The following is a 16,778-nucleotide window of genomic DNA, read 5'->3' as shown; positions in this document are numbered from 1 at the left end:
ACGCAAAAAACGCCCCGCCAAAGCGAAGCGTCGTCTTGTTGAAAATTAAGCGTAGTGTTTCGCGATTTCCACGACTTCGTCACGGTTTTCCTTGACAAAGCGATCCCAAGGCTTGCCGCTGTTGACGCACGCCTCGCCAAGCTCGACGAACATGGCCGGCATGTCCTTCTCCAGCACGACGCCGACAAAATCCCCGAACTGGACGTCGTCGATCGCGTCGCTGCCGCCAACAAACATCCGGAACGCCGGCTGTGGCGCCTTATCCACGACTTTCACAAAGCCCTGGAAGCCCAGCGAGCCAATTTGATGCGCCGAACAACTCGACGCGCATCCCGAAATCCGGACTTTTGGCAAGGCGGCCGCCGCTTTTGGATGGTCGCGCAACGCGTCGATGCACGCCTTCAGCGTCGCCTGCGAGTTGCGCAGTCCTTGCTGGCAAACCGCCGCGCCAATGCAAGCGACCGAGTGCTCGAACGCCGTCTGCGCCGCGCCTTCCGTCAAGTCAAGCAGCTTTTGCGCCTCTTTGGCGGTACAGTTGACAAAGTACATCGTCTCGTCGGCGCCAATGCGGCACTCGACATCCGGCATGTCCTTGAGCGCTTCCAGCAGCTTCTTTGGCAGATCGACCGGCAAATCGCCCCCGATTGGATGGTACTCGACCGCGTACAGCCCTTCCTGTTTTTGCGAAACGATCCGGCTGCCCTCGATCGCGCCGTCGCCTTTCTTGTCGATTTTCTTCGGTTCGATGTGCAAATCGTGGCCGCCCGCCGCTTTCAATTCGCCGGCCAGGCGCAAAAACTCCTCTTTCAGCTTGTCGGCGCCCATGCTTTCCTGCAAATAGCGCGTTCTCGCCTTCGCCCTGTTTTCATAGTTTCCGTTTTGGCAGAACAAGTCGATCATCGCCCGGACATAGTACAACACATCTTCGGCCGGCACGTTTTCCTTCACGAGCACGCCTTTGCTGTGGTTGGCCCCAAGACCGCCGGCGATATACAGCTTGAACGTGCCGTCGTCATTGGCGACAAAGCCCATGTCGCGGAACGTCGCGTGCACCGAATCGTCCACGCCGTTCGAGAACGCGATCTTGAGCTTGCGCGGCATTTTGAAGTCGCGGCAAATCGACAGCGTGTAGTCGGCCACCGCCGTCGCGTACGGGATCACGTCGAACGGTTCGCCTTTTTCCACGCCCGACAACGGCGAGCACATGACGTTGCGCGGATTGTCGCCGCCGCCCGCCTTCGTGTAAATCTTGGCGTCAATCGCCTCCCGGATGATGGGCGCGACCTGGTCGTATTTTAAATCGTGCAGCTGCACGGTTTGGCAAGTTGAAAGTTTCAGACGCTTGATGTCGTAACGGTCAATCGTATCGACTAGAAATTTTAATTTATCCTGCGTCAGGTCGCCACCGTTCATCCGTAAACGAACCATATGCTCGTTGGCGTCGCGCTGCGCGTACGAACCCATTCCGCCGGAAATTCCCTTGTATTCTTTCCGGGTCATCTCCTGATCGTGGAACGCCTTCGTCTGTTCGGCAAATTTTTCGATTTCCTTATCGTATAATTCGATCCATTCTTTATTCATTGTTAAAAAGCCTCCTGAATTTCTATTGTCATCATATCATAGGTTCCATCCCAAGTTCCCGCAAAAGAACGGAAAATTTTAGGACGTTGTCCGAATCGAACCGATGCCCAAAAAAAAGAGCCCTCCCGTCCGTTTCTGACGATTTTGCATTGGAATTGCCCAGGAAAGTTTGCTAGTATTAATATATGCCGAAACTCAAAAATGATGTGGAACACTCGATCGAGGTCAAAAAAAGCAAATTCATCACCTACTTGCACCGAACCGACAGCGAGGACGAGGCCCGGGCGTTTATCAAACTCGTCAAAAAGACGCATCCCGACGCCCGCCATCACTGCACCGCGCTGGTGATTGGTCCGATCGTCCGCTCCAACGACGACGGGGAGCCAGCCGGCACCGCCGGCCATCCGATGCTCGACGTGCTGACAAGCCGGGGCATGACCGATATCGTGGCGGTCGTCGTGCGGTATTTCGGCGGCACGCTTCTTGGCAAAGGCGGACTGGTTCGCGCCTACACGGACAGCGTCAAACTGGCGCTCGAGCAGGCTTCGCTTGTCGAAGCGCAAACGCTCCAGACGTATCGGATCGCGTTCGACTACAGCCTGATCGGCCGTTTCGACGCGTATTTCCGCACCCGCGGCATCGAAGTCATTTCAAAGGATTATCAAAGCGAAGTGGTTTATCATTTTTGCGTCAAAGAAAACATCGACACGGCGCTCAACGAGCTGGCATCCGGCCGCATTCAAATCGACTATGTCGGCGAAACCGAACGCGAAAGCGCCGTTCCAACAACCGGAGGATAAATACGCACTATGGAATTTTTCTTAATTATACTCATCTTGATCGGCTTGTTCATGTTCGCTTTTTACATGCTGCCGATTCTCATTCCGTTTTTGATCATCGTTTCCGTTTTGGGCGCTGTGCGGCGCGCGCTGCAAAAAAACAAGCGCGAAAGCGAGTTCACCCGCCAATACGAATCGTATTTCACCAGCGAGGAACCGGAGCAGCCAAAGGTGCAGACCCGCGAAAAACGGCCCGACGCCATTGATGTCGAATATGTCGAATACGAGGAAAAGGACGAGGAGCGCCCATGATCGTACAAACCGCTCTTGGACGTGAAAAACAGCTTTATCGGTTCCTGCGCCGGTGGTGGTACGCCAAAGACGCGGAAATCGACGCGTGGTTCACCTACAAATTCGACCCGAAACATATGTTCCTTTTGCTGGAAGACGATCAAATCGTTTCCTGCCTGCAATACGCCAAGCGCACCTTGCGCTACCGAGGCAAAAACGCGACCGCCAGCGTCATCGAGCTGGCGCTGACCGCGCAGGACCAGCGCGATCAAGGCTACTTCAAGCAACTGCTCTCGGCCTTTTGCGCCAAGGCGTCGTGCAACGATCTCGTCTCGCTTGTCAAAACGATGACACCAAAGATCTTCCGCGGCGAATCGCTGGAACCTGTCGCCTTCATCAAAGAATACACGCTGCCGGTTTCGCGCATCGAGGAGCAGCGGTTCGCGCGCACCCGAAAATACCGGCCCGCTTTCGACTTGTACCCGCTGTATCAAAAATTCATTCGTCATTTCGACGGCTCGATCGTGCTGACGCGCGCCCAGTTTGAAAACGAGCTGGCGTACTTGCACGCCGCCCGCAAAAAAATCGACATTATGTACGACGACCATTACGAGCCCAACGGACTGGCCATCTACACGGTGCACGAGCACGTCATCCGGATCGAGTGTCTGATTTATTTGAATTCGGACGCCCTGGAATCGCTTTTCTCGAATTTGAGCTTGATCAGCGACAAAATTTACGTGCGCACATCCGAGCACGAGCGACTGGAAAAGCTGTACCCGAACTTGAAGTGGCGGAAAAAGGAAACGGTTCTCGCCCGGGCGAACAATCCGAAACTGTTCGCCACGTTTTCACAGGCGGAGCAAAATCAGGCATTCAAAGATTTGGACCGGCCCATGTGGTTTGGATTGCTTTAGCGGTTTTCATACCGCTTTTTTATTTTCTTTCCCGGATTGCGTCCAAAGAGCGCAAGGTGTATTATTCGTGTAATACAGTACCACTTGGCTTTCAAATCGAACCAGTCGCCAAAAGCCGGCGACCACTTGATTTAAAGTGTCGAAAACCGTGCTACTGTTGAACACGGAGGAATGATTATGATTCAAATTTCAAACACCACCAAAAAATTCGGCTCGAAAGTCGCAGTCGATCATATTTCTTTTGATATTCCGGCCGGCTGCATTACAGGCTTTATCGGCCCCAACGGCGCCGGCAAAACGACGACGATCCACATGATGACCGGCGTTCTCGCGCCCGATCAAGGACTGATCACGCTCAACGGCATCAATATCGCCACCGATCCGATCCAGGCCAAGCGCCAGTTCACCCTGGTTCCCGATTCGCCCGATCTCTTTTTGCGCCTGACAGGCCGCGAATACGCCAACTTCATGGCGGACATTTACGATATCGGCCAAAACGAGCGCAAGCAGCGGATCGACGAGCTTGTGCGCGACTTCAAGCTGGAAAACGACTTCGACTCCCAAATGGCGAGCTACTCGCACGGCATGCGCCAAAAAGCAATCATCATCGCCGCGCTTGTGTGCAATCCAAGCATCTGGATCCTGGACGAGCCAATGACCGGCCTCGATCCGGAAAGCTCCTACATTTTAAAGGAAAAGATGAAACAGCACGCGGCCGCGGGCAACACCGTCTTTTTCTCGACCCACGTGCTCGAGGTGGCGGAAAAGCTGTGCGACAAAATCATCATGATTAGCGACGGCTCAATCAAATACGACGGCACGCTCGACCACTTGAAGGCGATGCACGAAGGCGAAAGTCTGGAGCAAATTTTCCTGGGAGTCGTGTCCCATGCGTAATTTTGCGGTTTTGACGAAAGCGCTGCTCAAAAACAGCCTTTCGCTTGGAAAGAAAAAAGCGAAGACGCTCGCGCTGGGCGCCCTGATCATCGTATCCATCCTGCCTTTGCTTTGGATACTGTATACAAGCAGCGTGGACATGTTCGCCTCCCGCTTCGACTTGATGTGGCTTGAAATGTTTCTGGTCGCGACGGCGATGCTCGTATTGTGGACGGCGCTGTTCACCTTCGCCAGCTCGTTTTACTTTTCCAACGACGTACCCAAACTGCTTGTGCTCCCCGTGCCATCGTGGACGATTGTCGCGGCGAAATTCGTCATCAACTACATTTCGTGCCTGACGATCAGCCTGATTGCGCTGCTGCCGCTGCTTGTCGCGTTCATCCAGACGCATCCGACTCAAATCGTTGGCATCGTGATGTTTGTGCTGCAGCTGTTTTTGAACATTTTGCCGCCTTTGTTTGTCATGAGCGTTTTGACGATGCTCGTCATGCGGTTCATGCCGTTTTTCGCCAACAAGGACCGCTTCAACCTCGTGCTTGGCTTGCTGGGCATCGTGTTTGGTGTGAGTGTGGGCGTTATGAGCAACATGGTGTCGGCCAGCGATGGCGAAGTCGTCATGAATCTGATGACCCAAAGCCCGGTTTTGCTTGGCATGGCGACCAAGTTGTTCTTCCATGTGCCGAGCGCGGCGCAAAGCATCGTCGACGGCTCGTTCGTTTCGCTGCTTGTCAACGTGGCAATCATCGTGGCGCTGGGCGCGCTGTTCTTCGTATGCGCCCAAAAGCTGTATTTGCCAACGGTGCTTTCAATGAGCCAGGGCGCGCAAAAAAAAGGAAAGCGCAAGACGATTCGCAAGCAGGGCGCACTGGCAAGCTATATGAGCGTGGAGCTCAAACAGCTCGTGCGCACCCCGGCGTATTTGTCCAACTGCGTGCTGGGCGCCTTCATCATGCCCATCGTGCTCGTGCTTGTCTTTGTGATCAATCCGCAAATCCGCGAACTGCTGCCCATGGCCAAAGCCCTGCCGCTGGCGGATATGTTCAACTTGTGGATCTTCATGTTTTTGCTCGGGGCGGGCAGTGGCTTCTTTTTTGGCTCCGTCAACGGCATTAGTGGCACCGCCTTTTCCAGACAGGGACGCAATCTGGATTTCGTGAAGTACATTCCGCTGGCGATGGAAAAACAGATCCTTGCCAAAATGGGCATCGGCATCGCGTTCTCCTTGCTGGGAACCATTATCATCGTCATTCTGGCCCACTTTATCTTCACATATCCGGTGTATTACGACTTGATGTTCGTGCTGGGCGCCCTGCTGTCAACGGTGCTTATCAACCAGATCGCGATCCTGATCGACGGACTGCATCCAAAGCTCAACTGGGAGGACGAAACGCAGGCTGTCAAAAACAACATGAACGTCATGGCGGAGCTTTTCGTGTCGTGGCTCGTTCTCGCCTTGTTTGTCGGTTTATTTTTTCTCATCGACAACTTGACGGTGTACACAATCGTGGCGGGGCTTGTTCTTGTCGGACTCATCGTGGTCTTTGGCATCATCACGCCAAAGCTGGTCATCAAGCATTTGATGAAAATATAAATATCCTTGCAGGAAGATGTCGTTCATGGCATCTTCCTTTTTTCAAGAAAGAAGGAAAAAGACGGTTCCCTTCGATTGGTGAACCGTCTACTCCTTATTTTTGAAGGCGCATGATCGCCTTAAAAACCTGTTCGATTTCATTCGCGATTTTTCTGTCGCGCACATATTGATCCGTATTCAACATCTTTTTTTGTTTCGAGACGTAAATCCCTAAAATGGTTTCCTCTTTCAAAACAACCTTGACACCTACAAACATATATGGATGGGAAAAGATGCCCGCCGGTAAGCCGGCACCCGGTAAAAGGGCTGTAAAAGGCGGCCGTTTCCCGCGATATTTCGCGTTTTCATTCAATACCGCGACCCGCTCGATTTCCTTATATGGATGAACACCAACGGATCCATTCAATATTTCAAACGTTTGATTTTGATGATCAAAAATAACCGAATCAAATCGGATCGTATCCGGTAATATCATTTCAACTGCTCCTCTCTTCGTTTTTTATTCACTTCAACAATAATAACAGAATATATTTATACAAAAACGAAATGGAATACTTGGCCATTATAGTGGAATGTCATGCAAAAAGACGCCTCGTTTTTACGATGACGTCGATTTCTTCTTCTATTTTTACTTCAAAAATTCCAGAAAGGCTCGCGCCTGGGCGTCGATGGCTTCATGGACCCCTTCGGTCAAAGCCAAATCGCTTGTTTCCATCGTCTGCGGCGACATCGCAATCTGCGCCCGATCCTGCGTCATCACGTCCATGCCCATAAATTTGAGCAGGGACAACAGCTGTTCCTGCACCGATTTCGTCGCGTTCTTTCCGCCAACACCGGACATGGTCGCTTTCTTGCCCCATACCGCCGTGTCTTTCCAGTCCGGATCGTTTTCCTTGAGTGGTCTGGACAGCCAGTCGAGCGCGTTTTTCAAGCCGCCCGGCAGCTGGCCGTTGTATTCGGGCGTGAAGATCCACACGCCGTCGCTTTCATGGATGGCGTCGCGCATCCGTTTGATTTTTTCCGGGGCCGGAAATTCATGATCCTGGTCGAAGAGGGGGATTTCGGCCGGATCGAACACGACGCATTCCGCCTTTCCTTGCAGCGCCGCCTGCGCCATGTCGGCAAGCTGGCGGTTGAGCGAGTGTTTCCGCAGCGATCCAATGAGGATCGTGATTTTTTTCATTGTTGTCATAGAGTTGATTCTCCCTTGTATTTTTATCGTATCACGCCACTGCTGTTTTAACTCTCGGAAAGCACTGTGTGCCGCACGATCCCAGACGGGTCGACTTGCACAAGCGTCTTCACTTGTTCTTCCTTTTCTTCTGTCATATAGCGGGCAAGCACTTCGTCCGCATTGATTTGAAATGGTTGATTCATCATGTTTGTCCTCCTTGATTTTTCTGGCTCTACTATATCCAATTCGTTAAAAAAAGAAAAACGATGTGCTCTTTTCATGAAACCGCATACAAAAAAGCGGATCGCTCCGCTTACTTGAACAAGACTTTCAGTTTTTCGTCCGACACGGGGACGTTGAGCAGCGCGCCCTCCTCGATCGTCGTCGAAGCCGCCACAAGCGGTTTCAGCTCGTCGACCGCCTGGCCAAACCCGCTGCCGCCCGACGTGGCGAACAGCACGATGCGCTTGCCCGCAAAATCATGCGCCTCCAAAAACGTCCCGATGATGCGCGGGGCGACATACCACCAAATCGGAAAGCCGGCATAAATCGTATCGTACGTGGATACGTCGATGGCGTTGTCCGCGATTTCCGGACGGCTGTCCGGGTCGTTCATTTCCAATGAAGAACGCGACGTTTTGTCCATCCAGTTTAGATCCGCGTTCGTATACGGCTGTTTCGGGACGATTTCATACACATCCGCTCCCAGCGCCCCGGCAAGCTGCTGCGCCTTTTGTCTTGTCGTTCCTGTCGCCGAAAAATAAGCCACCAGTTTGTTTGTCATACGCATTCTCCTTTCACAGCGCCAAATACGCTTTCTCGTCCACCGGCTCGCACCACTCGGTTTTCGTTTCCTCGCCCGGCACCTCGATGGCGATGTGCTCGAACGAGTCGTCTTTCGTGGCGCCATGCCAGTGCTTGACATTGGCCGGAATGCGCACCACGCTGCCCGCTTCCAGCGCCTGCGCCGGTTTGCCTTCCTCCTGGTACCAGCCATGGCCGGCCAGACAAAGCAGGATCTGTCCGCCACCGTTTTTTGCGTGGTGGATGTGCCAGTGGTTGCGGCATCCCGGCTCGAAGATGACATCGCCCACACTGATGTTTTCCGTATTCAACATGTTCAAATAGCTCGTTCCATCAAAGAACTTTCCATATGGATTGACTTCTCCTCGCTTGAAAATGCTTTTCATTTTTTCTCTTCCCCTTTGCATACTTCCTCGACGATGGCAAACGCGTTCAGGCTGCGCGGATAGCCAATCCACGGCACGCACGCTTCGATGACCGCGATGAGAAACGACTTCGAGTTGCCCACGTTCAAGTTGCCATTCGTATGGCCCCGCAGCTGGTTCTCGCAGCCGCCCTGCGCCATAATAAAACAAAACGTGATCATTTCCCGGATCGAATCCGTCAATCCCTTGCGGGTGTAGTAATCTCCAAAACAGTTCGACGCCAGCCATTCGTTGACGCGCGCCCGATCGCCTCCTTTTTCCCACGTGTTTTTCATTTGCGGACCAAAATACGCGATCTGGATGTCGTTGCCTTGGCGAAGGCGGGTTTCCAGCATCGTCGTTTGCCGGTCGTCTTCGATTTGAATCGAGCGGGCATCAAAGATGCGGTCGAGAAGCGTGTAAAACGGCGCCACCCGGCCCATACCCAAATACGCCGTCGCCTGGTAGACGATTTCCTGGATCCCGACCGGCGACACCCCGCAGTCTAGCGCGACAGGAACCATCCGCTCAAACTCGTCCATTCCCTGGCAGCCAAGCAGCGCCGCCAAAACCGCCATGCAGCGCGTCTTCTCGTCCAGCGCGGATTTTTCGGATGTGAAATACAGCCACCGGTCTATCATTTGTTCATTTTTTCGCGCCAGCGCGGCGTGATTGGTTTTCATACTTTCCTCAAACATCGTATTGCCCTCCTTGGATTTCGTACCTTTACTATAAAAAAGAAACGGGTCGATGTAAAATGCCCGTTTCCAATGGCGTATCATGCCTTTAAGGCATGGTATGTAAAATACGATCCACAGCTTGCGCGACCCCATGCTCCCGGTTCGTTCCCGTCACAAAGTCCGCTTCTTTTTTTACCGCCGGCTTCGCGTTGCCCATCGCGAACGACATCCCCGCCACATGGAACATGAACACGTCGTTTTCGCCGTCGCCAACGCAGGCGATCTCCCCGGTTTGCAAGCCAAGATGGCGGGCCAGCCGCTGGAGCGCCTTGCCCTTCGAGCTGTTTTGATCGAAGATCTCGACATACGCGCTCGTGTAGGCGGCGTGCAGCTCGACCAGTCCTTCCAGCTTCTTTTGCACGAGCCGCTTTTGTTTCGGGGAAAGAAAGTACAGCTGGATCTCCTCGACGTACGCTTTTTGCTCGCGCAGCACATCGTATAGATTTCCGGCCGCTTTGGATTGTTTCGCGTCCTTGCCAAAGACGAGGCGTCCCTGCGCTTTCATCCATTGGCCATGCACCCAGTACTGTCCCACGATGTGGGCGGCCGGCTTCACGCTCGTGTTTTGAAACGCGTCGATGATTTCCTCCACCAAATACGGCGGGATCCGCGTATGAAACACATCCTGCCCGCGGCGCATGTCGCGCACGAGCGCCCCGTTGGATGCGATGACGTAACGAAACAAGTCGGGATGGGCTTTGAGAACGTGCGGCAGGCAGTCGAGTGCCCGTCCGGTCGTTGGCACGATTTCGATCCCGGCCGCTTTGGCGCGGTACAGCGCGGCGAGGTTTTGGCTGGAAAAACGCGAAAACGGATCCAGGCACGTGCCGTCCATGTCAACGGCCAGCAATTTGATCATACGAAATTCTCCTTTATATACGAGGCGCAAAAATCCAGAAACAGCTTCACGCACGCGCTTTCGGTCCGGTTCTTTTTCCATACGAGGACGCTGCGGGTGTTTTTGCGCGGATGAAACGGCACAAACGCCAAATACGGATTTTGCACGGCGCCCACGACGCCTTCCAAGCCGATGGCGCATCCCATACCCTCCTCCACCAAATACATGACGTTGGAGAACAGCGCTTCCTCGCACACGATGTTCAACTCGTTTTCCTCTTTTTGAAACCAGTTGAGCACCTCGCGGCGCACCGCCTCCCGCACCGGCAGGATCAAGGCGCGCTTTTCCAAATCGGACGCGAGAACGGATTCCCTAGTTGCGAGCGGATCGTCGACGGACACCGTGACGCCCCACCGTTCCTCGACGGGAAAGCGTAAAAAGGAAAAGCGGGCGATGTCGGTTGGCTCCATGAGCAGACCAACATCGAGCAATCCCTGCTCGAGCCGCCACTTTAAGTCGTCGGTAAAGTTGTTGTAGAGATGAAAGCGGACGAGCGGATAGCGCTTGTGAAACGCCGCGATGATGCGGGCCAGCAGCGCTGAGCCCATGCTTTCGATACAGCCTACGTGAATGGTGCCGGAAACCTGCCCTCCAATTTGGACGAATTCTCTTGTCGTCTTGTCGACGAGGGCGACGACTTCGGCGGCGCGTTCCCGAAACAGCGCGCCCGCTTCGGTGAGCGTGATTTCGCGTTTGCCGCGGTTAAAAAGCTTGACGCCCAGCTCGATTTCCAAATCGTGCAGCTGGCGCGACAACGTCGGCTGGGTGAGATGAAGCGTCTGGGCCGCCCCCGAAATGCTTCCTTCCTGGGCGACCGTCAAAAAATACCGGAGGACCCGCAGCTCCATATCATTGTTCGATCGCGTCGACGGCTGCGATCACCGTTCCGCGAAAGCCTCTTTGTTCTAAGGCGCATACGCCCTTGATCGTCGTGCCGCCCGGCGAGCAGACGGCGTCTTTCATCGCGCCGGGATGGTCCTGTTCGGCCAAATAGAGCGCCCCGACCCCTTCGATCATTTTGGCGGCCAGTGCGTAGGCGCTTTGCCGTTTCAAGCCGTACTTCACGCCGGCGTCGCCCAGCGCCTCCATGTACATTTCCGTGAACGCGGGCGCGCAGCTGGCCAAAACCATCGCGATCGACATGTGCTCGGGTTCGATTCGCTCAATGAGGCTGATCGGCGCGAACAGCTGCTCAAAGCGTTTCCATTGTTCCCCGGTGCAGTTCGTGTTCGACTCGACGAGCACGATGCCCTGCCCCACCGCGATGGGTGTGTTAGGAATCGTGCAAAGCAGGGCGCCGTTTTTGACGATTTCGCAAAGTGTCGCGAATGGCTTTCCCGCCACGACGGAAACGACGATCCGTCCTTTGAAATCGAGTCCGGCGCACACGTCGTCGACCTGGTACGGTTTGACGGCGAGCACGACAAGCTCGCTGTGGTCGATGACGTCCTGGGCGCTTTCGCACGCGTGCACGCCATAGCGTTCGGCCCGCTGGCGCAGCGTGTCATAGTGGGCGGCGCATACATACACGTCGTCGGGTTTTACGACGCTTTTCCCTTCCAGGCCCCGGTAAATGGCTTGCGCCATGTTCCCAAATCCAATCATTCCAATTTTCATCGTTATTCTCCTTACTTAAATAAATTTTTCTTGCGGAAGATGATGATTTCCACAACGAGCACGAGGACGCAAAACACGCAGGTGCCGATAAATCCGGCGCGGGTGTAAATAAACGGCAAATAGCGAAAGTTCATTCCAAACCATCCGGTCACGAGTGTCATGGGCAAAAAGATTGTCGTGACACCGGTGAGAAACTGCATGATGTTGTTTTGTTTGGCCGCCATGATGTTTTGCGACAAGTTGGAAAGCTGCGAAGCGTAGTCCTTGATGGTTTGCACCATGGAATACAGCTGCCCGACCCGCGTGTTGTACAGTGAAAGCAGATTGTTGGCGAGCTCGTCTTTTTCCTGAAGCACGACTTGCTCGAGCGTTTCTCCCAAATCCGAGAGCTGCTCGTAATACATGCCCAGGCTGTTGAGATCTTTGCGCATGCTCATGATGTTTTGATCCAGATTTTTGGCGATGCCATGCTTGAGCTGTTCTTCGAGCTGCGAGAGCCGCATTTCAAATTTCTGCAAATAGTACACGTCGTCGGTGATCATATACTGCATGAAATCGAGCAAAAACACGATCGGCGTCGTCAGCGCGTATTCGAATTCCTTTTGCATATTGCCTAGCAGCAACTCGATTTTGTTCGTGTCGTCGATAAAATACAACGTGTTGCTGGCGATGCAGAAGGCGAACACGATTCGTTCTTTCGATGGATCGCGTTTGTCGGGAACGACAAAGCTGCCTGATGTGATGTTTTTATAGTGGTTGGCTTTGCAGAAGTGAATTTGATTGATGGTTTTGCCGACCAGCGTCCGATCGAACAATTCGGGGTGGGCCGTTTTGAAATCCTTCGAGGTCACGACTTCGATCGCCTCGGTCAGACCGTCGTTTTCCCATTCCCTTCTCATTCGCGTCCCCCGCCGGCGTCTTTTAAAAAGTCAAGAATCGCCTCTTCCACCAAATTGCCGTTTTTTTCATTCAGGATTTCATGGCGCATTCCTTCAAACAACATGCCTTTCACATGGCGATATCCCTCCCGGCGCAAAAAGCGCTGGGCTTCCTTCCACTTTTCCACCGACAAAATGACAGGGTCGTCCTCGCCGGCGACAAACAAAATCGGCAAATCCAGATTTTGTTTTCGCCATCCTTCGTTCGTGTACGTCGCCTTCACGAGTTGAAACAAGTTTTTATAGCCATTGAGTGTGAACGTGAATCCGTCGCGGTCGTGGTGGTTGAACGCGTGGACATTGTCCTCGTTGGCGCTGATCCAGCGGTTTTTGTGCCGGCCCTTGAATTGCCGGTCGTAGGCGCCGGTCGAGAGCGCCGCCACCAGCCTGGAGCGATGCCGCTTGCCAAACCGGCGTTCCAGTTTTTCCACAAGAAACAGCGCCTGGTCGACAAGAGGGTTGTTTCCCGGCGCGCCGCACACGATCAAGGCGTCGAGCGTGTCGTCATACAACTGGATGTAGCGGCGCACGACAAGCGAGCCCATCGAGTGGCCAAACAAAGCGTAAGGCACATCGGGGAAGCGCGCCTTCATCGCCAAATACACGTCGTGCACATCCTCGACGATCGCCTGCCCGCTCTCGTCGCCAAAATACCCCAGGTCGTCTTCGTGGGGCACGCTGGCGCCATGCCCGCGATGATCGTGGATAATGGTCGCGAAACCATGCTTTGCCAAAAAAGTCATGAACGACAAATACCGCTCCTTGTGCTCGGCCATGCCGTGAACAAGCTGCACGACGCCGATCACATGGTCGGGGATCAGCGTCATGACGCTTAGCGAAAGCCCGTCGCTGGACGACGGAATCGTAAAATAGTTTTTCTTCATGCGGATTCCTCCGTTTCCTCCTTCTTCTGGCGGTAAAAATGCGCTCTCGATATGCCGTATACCTTGTCGCGGTATTTCTCGAGCGAGCCGTACGTGTCCGCCATTTCCTTTTCTTTTTTTGTTCGAATCACAACGATGCCGTCTTCTTTGAGCAACGGCAGCGAGCCGAGCGTTTCCATGACTGGATGGAAAATCTCGTCGACTGTGTACGGCGGATCCAAATAAATGATATCGAAGCGTTCGCCGCGCCGGGACAGTTCGGGGAGGGCGCTGAACGCGTTGGCTCCCATGAGTTCCACGTTTTTTTGCTCAAAATGGCATTTTTTCAAATTGTTCTGGATCGTTTTCAGCGCTTTGGGCGCCTTTTCGATCATGACGACGCGATCGGCTCCACGGGAAAGCGCTTCAAGCCCCATACTCCCGCTGCCGGAAAACACATCTAAAAAATGACTGCCGGCGATATCCCATTGCCATATGTTGAATAAGGACTGCCGAATCTTGTCTGTCACCGGTCTTGTATCGTATCCTTCGGGCGCGTCGATTTTCGTTCCGCGCGCGCTGCCGGAAATAATCCGCATACTGCTTCCTCCATTCTTTTTTCGTATCGGTTGATTCTTTTTATTATACCGCATTTTACCGGAAATCACGTTCCTTTACATTTTTGAATTCCCTTTCCCTGCCAAAAGCGGATCGTTTAGCCAGGAAACGATGGCGACGCAGCGAAAAGCGCGCCAATTCTCCGGCGTATTGACCGTTTTCAAAAAAAAGCGGCGATTGAAAAGCGTTTCAATAGGCAAAAGGGACTTGGTGTGGTTTAATACAGATGAGCTTGAAATAGCTCACTTCATAATCAAATTCCCTTTCTTAAAACTTTCTTGGAAAAAGGTCTCGTTGGAGGCCTTTTTTCTTGTTTTCAAAAAAAAACCGTCCAAAGACGGTTAGCGTAAAGCACGCTCGTGCTGTTCGAGCGCGGCGATATCGGACTCGACGATCGTTCCCGACCATTTGGAGAAAAAGACAGGCCGGCGTTCCACGATTTTGGAAAAGATGACCAGCGTGAAAATGAAATACCCGATGGCGGCGATGGGCGCGAAGAGGCCGCTTACGGCGAGCAAGTCGAGTAATTCGAACGGGAAAATATAAAAAACGGCAAAAATCGAACAATACCGGATGAAAATTTGCCAAAGCTCGATGGTTTGCGTGTCGGGCGGGATCGTCGAATACAGTCGCATGCTTGTCATTGCCATACCGGGTGTCCGTCTTTTTTTCGACCATGCCACGCTTCCGATAAAATAAAGTACGATCCAAACCATAAACGTGTGCGGCAGCAAAACGCTCATCAGACCGGCGAACCCGCTGGAAAACGCGAGATCGCACAAGACGGACAAGATTCTTCGAAACAAGGACACCCGTCGTCCAAGGGCGTAGCTTTCCTCATCGAGTTTTTCCCGTGACGGCAGCAAAAACCGAAAGCCGCTCATGAGCGCGTAGCCGACGAGTCCTCCGCATGTGTTGGCCATCAAATCGTCGACATCGAACATGCGAAACGCTTTGGCGTAAAGACCGTATATTCCGGTAAGCTGCGTCGTTTCCAAAAAGAGCGAGAAGCAAAACGAAAACAAAATCGCTTTTTTCCAGGAACAGCGAAAATAATAGCGTAAATACATGCCGAAGGGAACGAACATGAGCACGTTGAACAGCACTTGAAACAACGCTTCGTTTTTCCAAAGGGGCACATGGTGCCGGTTCTGGTACTCGACAATGTCGCCTACAAACCGGAACGGGATGAAATTGGGCGGCACGCCGGGCGAGGCGGCCACGCTGGCGCGGGAAGGCAGCGGGAGAATCACGAGAAACACGACCGTCATCATGTATAAAATAAACGAGTACACGATGAGCACTTTGAGCGAGAAAACCGATCCGTATTTATGATAGTTGTACAACACGTAAGGCAAGGTGAAGAAAACCGCCACGAGCGGAAACGCGACCAGAGCGGTGTGAATGACTTCGATATAAGTGTGCATGTCTGCCTCCTTTTCTTTTCCTTGATTATATCGCGCGAGCCGGCGGGCCGGAATTACGTTTTTGTTAGACGGAAAGGCAGGCATTTCACTTTATACTTTCGTTGGAAACCTCTACTGTTAAATCAACAAGGAGGAAACACTATGACTACATTTTTAGGCAATCCGGTGACATTGGAAGGCGAGGCGCTCAAAGCCGGCGAAACGATGCCGGACTTCGAAGTTATCTCGACTAGTTTGGAACCGCTCCACCCCATGCAGGAAAAAGGAAAGAAAATCATTTTGGCCGTTCCTAGCGTCGATACCGGCGTATGCAATTTGGAACTCGAGAAATTTATGGAATACATGAAAGGGCGCGATGACGTGCAAGTCATTTCCGTGTCGATGGATCTCCCTTTCGCGCTGGATCGCTGGTGCCAGGCCCACAAAGGCAACGTGCTGACGACAAGCGACTACAAAGAGCGCGACTTTGCGAAAAAGACAGGGACGCGCATGACGGAAAACGGCTTGCTAGCGCGCAGCGTGTTCGTCACGGACGAGGACGGCAAACTCACCTACGTGGAATACGTGGATGAAGTCAGCCACGAGCCGCACTACGATCAAGTCATCGAAGCGATTGGCGCGTAAACAAAACGGCGGGAATCAGGATCCTGCCGTTTTTTTGTTGTCTAAAATTTCCTTGACCCGCTTCTGGAGCGCGGGGACGACTTCCTGCTCGAACCATGGATTTTTTTTGCGCCATCCAAAATTGAGCGGACTTGGATGGACGATTGGAAAATACGTTGGCAAATAGCGCGCGTACTGGCGCACGGTTTCCGTCAGCGTCGGCTCCTTGTCTTTTTTCAACGTGTGGTCGACCGCGTATTTCCCGACCAGGATCGTCAGCTCGATGTTTGGCATGAGGGCGCGCAGCTCGTCGTGATAGGCGGCCATGAATTTTCTTGGCGGCAAATCGCCGCTCTTTCCTTTGCCGGGATAGTAAAAGTCCATGGGCAGGATCGCGATTTGATCCGAATAAAACGTCTTGTCGTCGATGCCAAGCCACTTGCGCAGCGTGACGCCGGACGCGTCGTTGAATGGAATCAACGTTTCCTCCACCTTCCGTCCGGGGGCCTGGCCAACAATCAAAATTTTCGCGTTTTCGCTCATTTGCACGATGGGCGGAATGCCGCGTTTCGTGTAGTCCGCGTTGCGAGGATCGTTTTTGACTTTCTCGATGATTTCTTCCAGTTTTTCCATACG

Annotated in this window: 21 protein-coding genes; 6 read left to right on the top strand and 15 right to left on the bottom strand. The window is 53.1% G+C overall.

The window, feature by feature from the left end:
* Window positions 1-45 precede the first annotated feature (45 nt).
* Window positions 46-1,581, bottom strand: coding sequence for a nitrite/sulfite reductase (locus ABNS49_RS02680; protein ID WP_135980800.1), 1,536 nt, complete (start codon window positions 1,579-1,581; stop codon window positions 46-48).
* Window positions 1,582-1,766: 185 nt separating this feature from the next.
* On the opposite strand from ABNS49_RS02680, the gene ABNS49_RS02675 reads away from it, so the two are divergent.
* From ABNS49_RS02675 to ABNS49_RS02655, 5 genes are all read left to right on the top strand, one after another.
* Window positions 1,767-2,381 carry a YigZ family protein gene (locus ABNS49_RS02675; RefSeq protein ID WP_135980801.1) on the top strand — a complete coding sequence of 205 codons (615 nt, stop codon included), beginning with the start codon at window positions 1,767-1,769 and terminating at the stop codon, window positions 2,379-2,381.
* A 9-nt stretch (window positions 2,382-2,390) separates the two neighbouring features.
* Entirely contained in the window at window positions 2,391-2,672 is a 282-nt protein-coding gene (locus ABNS49_RS02670) for a hypothetical protein (protein WP_135980802.1), read from the top strand.
* The gene (locus ABNS49_RS02665) at window positions 2,669-3,568 is read left to right on the top strand and encodes a GNAT family N-acetyltransferase (protein WP_135980803.1); all 900 of its coding nucleotides are present in this window, start codon (window positions 2,669-2,671) and stop codon (window positions 3,566-3,568) included. The genes ABNS49_RS02670 and ABNS49_RS02665 overlap by 4 nt, the downstream gene beginning before the upstream one ends.
* 177 nt (window positions 3,569-3,745) lie before the next feature.
* Window positions 3,746-4,465, top strand: coding sequence for an ABC transporter ATP-binding protein (locus ABNS49_RS02660; protein WP_135980804.1), 720 nt, complete (start codon window positions 3,746-3,748; stop codon window positions 4,463-4,465).
* Entirely contained in the window at window positions 4,458-6,056 is a 1,599-nt protein-coding gene (locus ABNS49_RS02655; protein ID WP_135980805.1) for a hypothetical protein, read from the top strand. Before ABNS49_RS02660 ends, ABNS49_RS02655 begins: the two co-directional genes overlap by 8 nt.
* Window positions 6,057-6,150: 94 nt before the next feature.
* Here the strand turns inward: ABNS49_RS02655 and ABNS49_RS02650 are convergent, their stop codons facing one another.
* From ABNS49_RS02650 to ABNS49_RS02590, 13 genes are all read right to left on the bottom strand, one after another.
* Complete coding sequence (locus ABNS49_RS02650) at window positions 6,151-6,531, bottom strand: hypothetical protein (protein ID WP_135980806.1); 381 nt, start codon at window positions 6,529-6,531, stop codon at window positions 6,151-6,153.
* A 153-nt stretch (window positions 6,532-6,684) separates the two neighbouring features.
* Window positions 6,685-7,248, bottom strand: coding sequence for an NADPH-dependent FMN reductase (locus ABNS49_RS02645; protein ID WP_135980807.1), 564 nt, complete (start codon window positions 7,246-7,248; stop codon window positions 6,685-6,687).
* 47 nt (window positions 7,249-7,295) lie between these two features.
* The gene (locus tag ABNS49_RS02640) at window positions 7,296-7,436 is read right to left on the bottom strand and encodes a hypothetical protein (RefSeq protein WP_168353623.1); all 141 of its coding nucleotides are present in this window, start codon (window positions 7,434-7,436) and stop codon (window positions 7,296-7,298) included.
* Window positions 7,437-7,543: 107 nt separating this feature from the next.
* Window positions 7,544-8,014 (bottom strand): flavodoxin, encoded by a 471-nt coding sequence (locus ABNS49_RS02635; protein WP_135980808.1) that lies wholly within the window; start codon window positions 8,012-8,014, stop codon window positions 7,544-7,546.
* A 13-nt stretch (window positions 8,015-8,027) separates the two neighbouring features.
* Window positions 8,028-8,420 (bottom strand): cupin domain-containing protein, encoded by a 393-nt coding sequence (locus ABNS49_RS02630; protein WP_277820836.1) that lies wholly within the window; start codon window positions 8,418-8,420, stop codon window positions 8,028-8,030.
* On the bottom strand, window positions 8,417-9,136 hold the full coding sequence (locus tag ABNS49_RS02625; RefSeq protein WP_168353624.1) for a carboxymuconolactone decarboxylase family protein: 720 nt from the start codon (window positions 9,134-9,136) through the stop codon (window positions 8,417-8,419). The genes ABNS49_RS02630 and ABNS49_RS02625 overlap by 4 nt, the downstream gene beginning before the upstream one ends.
* 88 nt (window positions 9,137-9,224) lie before the next feature.
* Window positions 9,225-10,037 (bottom strand): HAD family hydrolase, encoded by an 813-nt coding sequence (locus ABNS49_RS02620; protein ID WP_168353625.1) that lies wholly within the window; start codon window positions 10,035-10,037, stop codon window positions 9,225-9,227.
* A complete protein-coding gene (locus ABNS49_RS02615) occupies window positions 10,034-10,924 on the bottom strand; it encodes a LysR family transcriptional regulator (protein WP_135980812.1) in 891 nt (296 codons plus the stop codon). Before ABNS49_RS02615 ends, ABNS49_RS02620 begins: the two co-directional genes overlap by 4 nt.
* Window position 10,925: 1 nt before the next feature.
* The gene (gene proC / locus ABNS49_RS02610) at window positions 10,926-11,693 is read right to left on the bottom strand and encodes a pyrroline-5-carboxylate reductase (protein ID WP_135980813.1); all 768 of its coding nucleotides are present in this window, start codon (window positions 11,691-11,693) and stop codon (window positions 10,926-10,928) included.
* Window positions 11,694-11,704: 11 nt separating this feature from the next.
* The gene (locus ABNS49_RS02605; RefSeq protein WP_135980814.1) at window positions 11,705-12,592 is read right to left on the bottom strand and encodes a CorA family divalent cation transporter; all 888 of its coding nucleotides are present in this window, start codon (window positions 12,590-12,592) and stop codon (window positions 11,705-11,707) included.
* The gene (locus ABNS49_RS02600) at window positions 12,589-13,515 is read right to left on the bottom strand and encodes an alpha/beta hydrolase (protein ID WP_135980815.1); all 927 of its coding nucleotides are present in this window, start codon (window positions 13,513-13,515) and stop codon (window positions 12,589-12,591) included. Before ABNS49_RS02600 ends, ABNS49_RS02605 begins: the two co-directional genes overlap by 4 nt.
* Complete coding sequence (rsmD, locus tag ABNS49_RS02595) at window positions 13,512-14,093, bottom strand: 16S rRNA (guanine(966)-N(2))-methyltransferase RsmD (protein WP_168353626.1); 582 nt, start codon at window positions 14,091-14,093, stop codon at window positions 13,512-13,514. Before rsmD ends, ABNS49_RS02600 begins: the two co-directional genes overlap by 4 nt.
* A gap of 360 nt (window positions 14,094-14,453) precedes the next feature.
* Window positions 14,454-15,539 (bottom strand): VanZ family protein, encoded by a 1,086-nt coding sequence (locus tag ABNS49_RS02590; protein ID WP_168353627.1) that lies wholly within the window; start codon window positions 15,537-15,539, stop codon window positions 14,454-14,456.
* Between the two features lie 141 nt (window positions 15,540-15,680).
* On the opposite strand from ABNS49_RS02590, the gene tpx reads away from it, so the two are divergent.
* Window positions 15,681-16,163 carry a thiol peroxidase gene (gene tpx, locus ABNS49_RS02585; protein WP_135980818.1) on the top strand — a complete coding sequence of 161 codons (483 nt, stop codon included), beginning with the start codon at window positions 15,681-15,683 and terminating at the stop codon, window positions 16,161-16,163.
* Window positions 16,164-16,178: 15 nt separating this feature from the next.
* Here the strand turns inward: tpx and ABNS49_RS02580 are convergent, their stop codons facing one another.
* Window positions 16,179-16,775 (bottom strand): uracil-DNA glycosylase family protein, encoded by a 597-nt coding sequence (locus ABNS49_RS02580; RefSeq protein ID WP_135980819.1) that lies wholly within the window; start codon window positions 16,773-16,775, stop codon window positions 16,179-16,181.
* Window positions 16,776-16,778: the final 3 nt, after the last annotated feature.

The organism is uncultured Dubosiella sp. (genome assembly GCF_964018005.1).
GTDB classification, from domain to species: Bacteria; Bacillota_I; Bacilli_A; order Erysipelotrichales; family Erysipelotrichaceae; genus Dubosiella; species Dubosiella muris.
This window is presented reverse-complemented; position numbering and strand designations above follow the sequence as displayed.

Bases quoted from the DNA above. Each gene is read 5' to 3' on its own strand.
- ABNS49_RS02680 (WP_135980800.1), bottom strand. From the start codon at position 1,581: ATGAATAAAGAATGGATCGAATTATACGATAAGGAAATCGAAAAATTT.
- ABNS49_RS02675 (WP_135980801.1), top strand. From the start codon at position 1,767: ATGCCGAAACTCAAAAATGATGTGGAACACTCGATCGAGGTCAAAAAA.
- ABNS49_RS02670 (WP_135980802.1), top strand. From the start codon at position 2,391: ATGGAATTTTTCTTAATTATACTCATCTTGATCGGCTTGTTCATGTTC.
- ABNS49_RS02665 (WP_135980803.1), top strand. From the start codon at position 2,669: ATGATCGTACAAACCGCTCTTGGACGTGAAAAACAGCTTTATCGGTTC.
- ABNS49_RS02660 (WP_135980804.1), top strand. From the start codon at position 3,746: ATGATTCAAATTTCAAACACCACCAAAAAATTCGGCTCGAAAGTCGCA.
- ABNS49_RS02655 (WP_135980805.1), top strand. From the start codon at position 4,458: ATGCGTAATTTTGCGGTTTTGACGAAAGCGCTGCTCAAAAACAGCCTT.
- ABNS49_RS02650 (WP_135980806.1), bottom strand. From the start codon at position 6,531: ATGATATTACCGGATACGATCCGATTTGATTCGGTTATTTTTGATCAT.
- ABNS49_RS02645 (WP_135980807.1), bottom strand. From the start codon at position 7,248: ATGACAACAATGAAAAAAATCACGATCCTCATTGGATCGCTGCGGAAA.
- ABNS49_RS02640 (WP_168353623.1), bottom strand. From the start codon at position 7,436: ATGATGAATCAACCATTTCAAATCAATGCGGACGAAGTGCTTGCCCGC.
- ABNS49_RS02635 (WP_135980808.1), bottom strand. From the start codon at position 8,014: ATGACAAACAAACTGGTGGCTTATTTTTCGGCGACAGGAACGACAAGA.
- ABNS49_RS02630 (WP_277820836.1), bottom strand. From the start codon at position 8,420: ATGAAAAGCATTTTCAAGCGAGGAGAAGTCAATCCATATGGAAAGTTC.
- ABNS49_RS02625 (WP_168353624.1), bottom strand. From the start codon at position 9,136: ATGTTTGAGGAAAGTATGAAAACCAATCACGCCGCGCTGGCGCGAAAA.
- ABNS49_RS02620 (WP_168353625.1), bottom strand. From the start codon at position 10,037: ATGATCAAATTGCTGGCCGTTGACATGGACGGCACGTGCCTGGATCCG.
- ABNS49_RS02615 (WP_135980812.1), bottom strand. From the start codon at position 10,924: ATGGAGCTGCGGGTCCTCCGGTATTTTTTGACGGTCGCCCAGGAAGGA.
- proC (WP_135980813.1), bottom strand. From the start codon at position 11,693: ATGAAAATTGGAATGATTGGATTTGGGAACATGGCGCAAGCCATTTAC.
- ABNS49_RS02605 (WP_135980814.1), bottom strand. From the start codon at position 12,592: ATGAGAAGGGAATGGGAAAACGACGGTCTGACCGAGGCGATCGAAGTC.
- ABNS49_RS02600 (WP_135980815.1), bottom strand. From the start codon at position 13,515: ATGAAGAAAAACTATTTTACGATTCCGTCGTCCAGCGACGGGCTTTCG.
- rsmD (WP_168353626.1), bottom strand. From the start codon at position 14,093: ATGCGGATTATTTCCGGCAGCGCGCGCGGAACGAAAATCGACGCGCCC.
- ABNS49_RS02590 (WP_168353627.1), bottom strand. From the start codon at position 15,539: ATGCACACTTATATCGAAGTCATTCACACCGCTCTGGTCGCGTTTCCG.
- tpx (WP_135980818.1), top strand. From the start codon at position 15,681: ATGACTACATTTTTAGGCAATCCGGTGACATTGGAAGGCGAGGCGCTC.
- ABNS49_RS02580 (WP_135980819.1), bottom strand. From the start codon at position 16,775: ATGGAAAAACTGGAAGAAATCATCGAGAAAGTCAAAAACGATCCTCGC.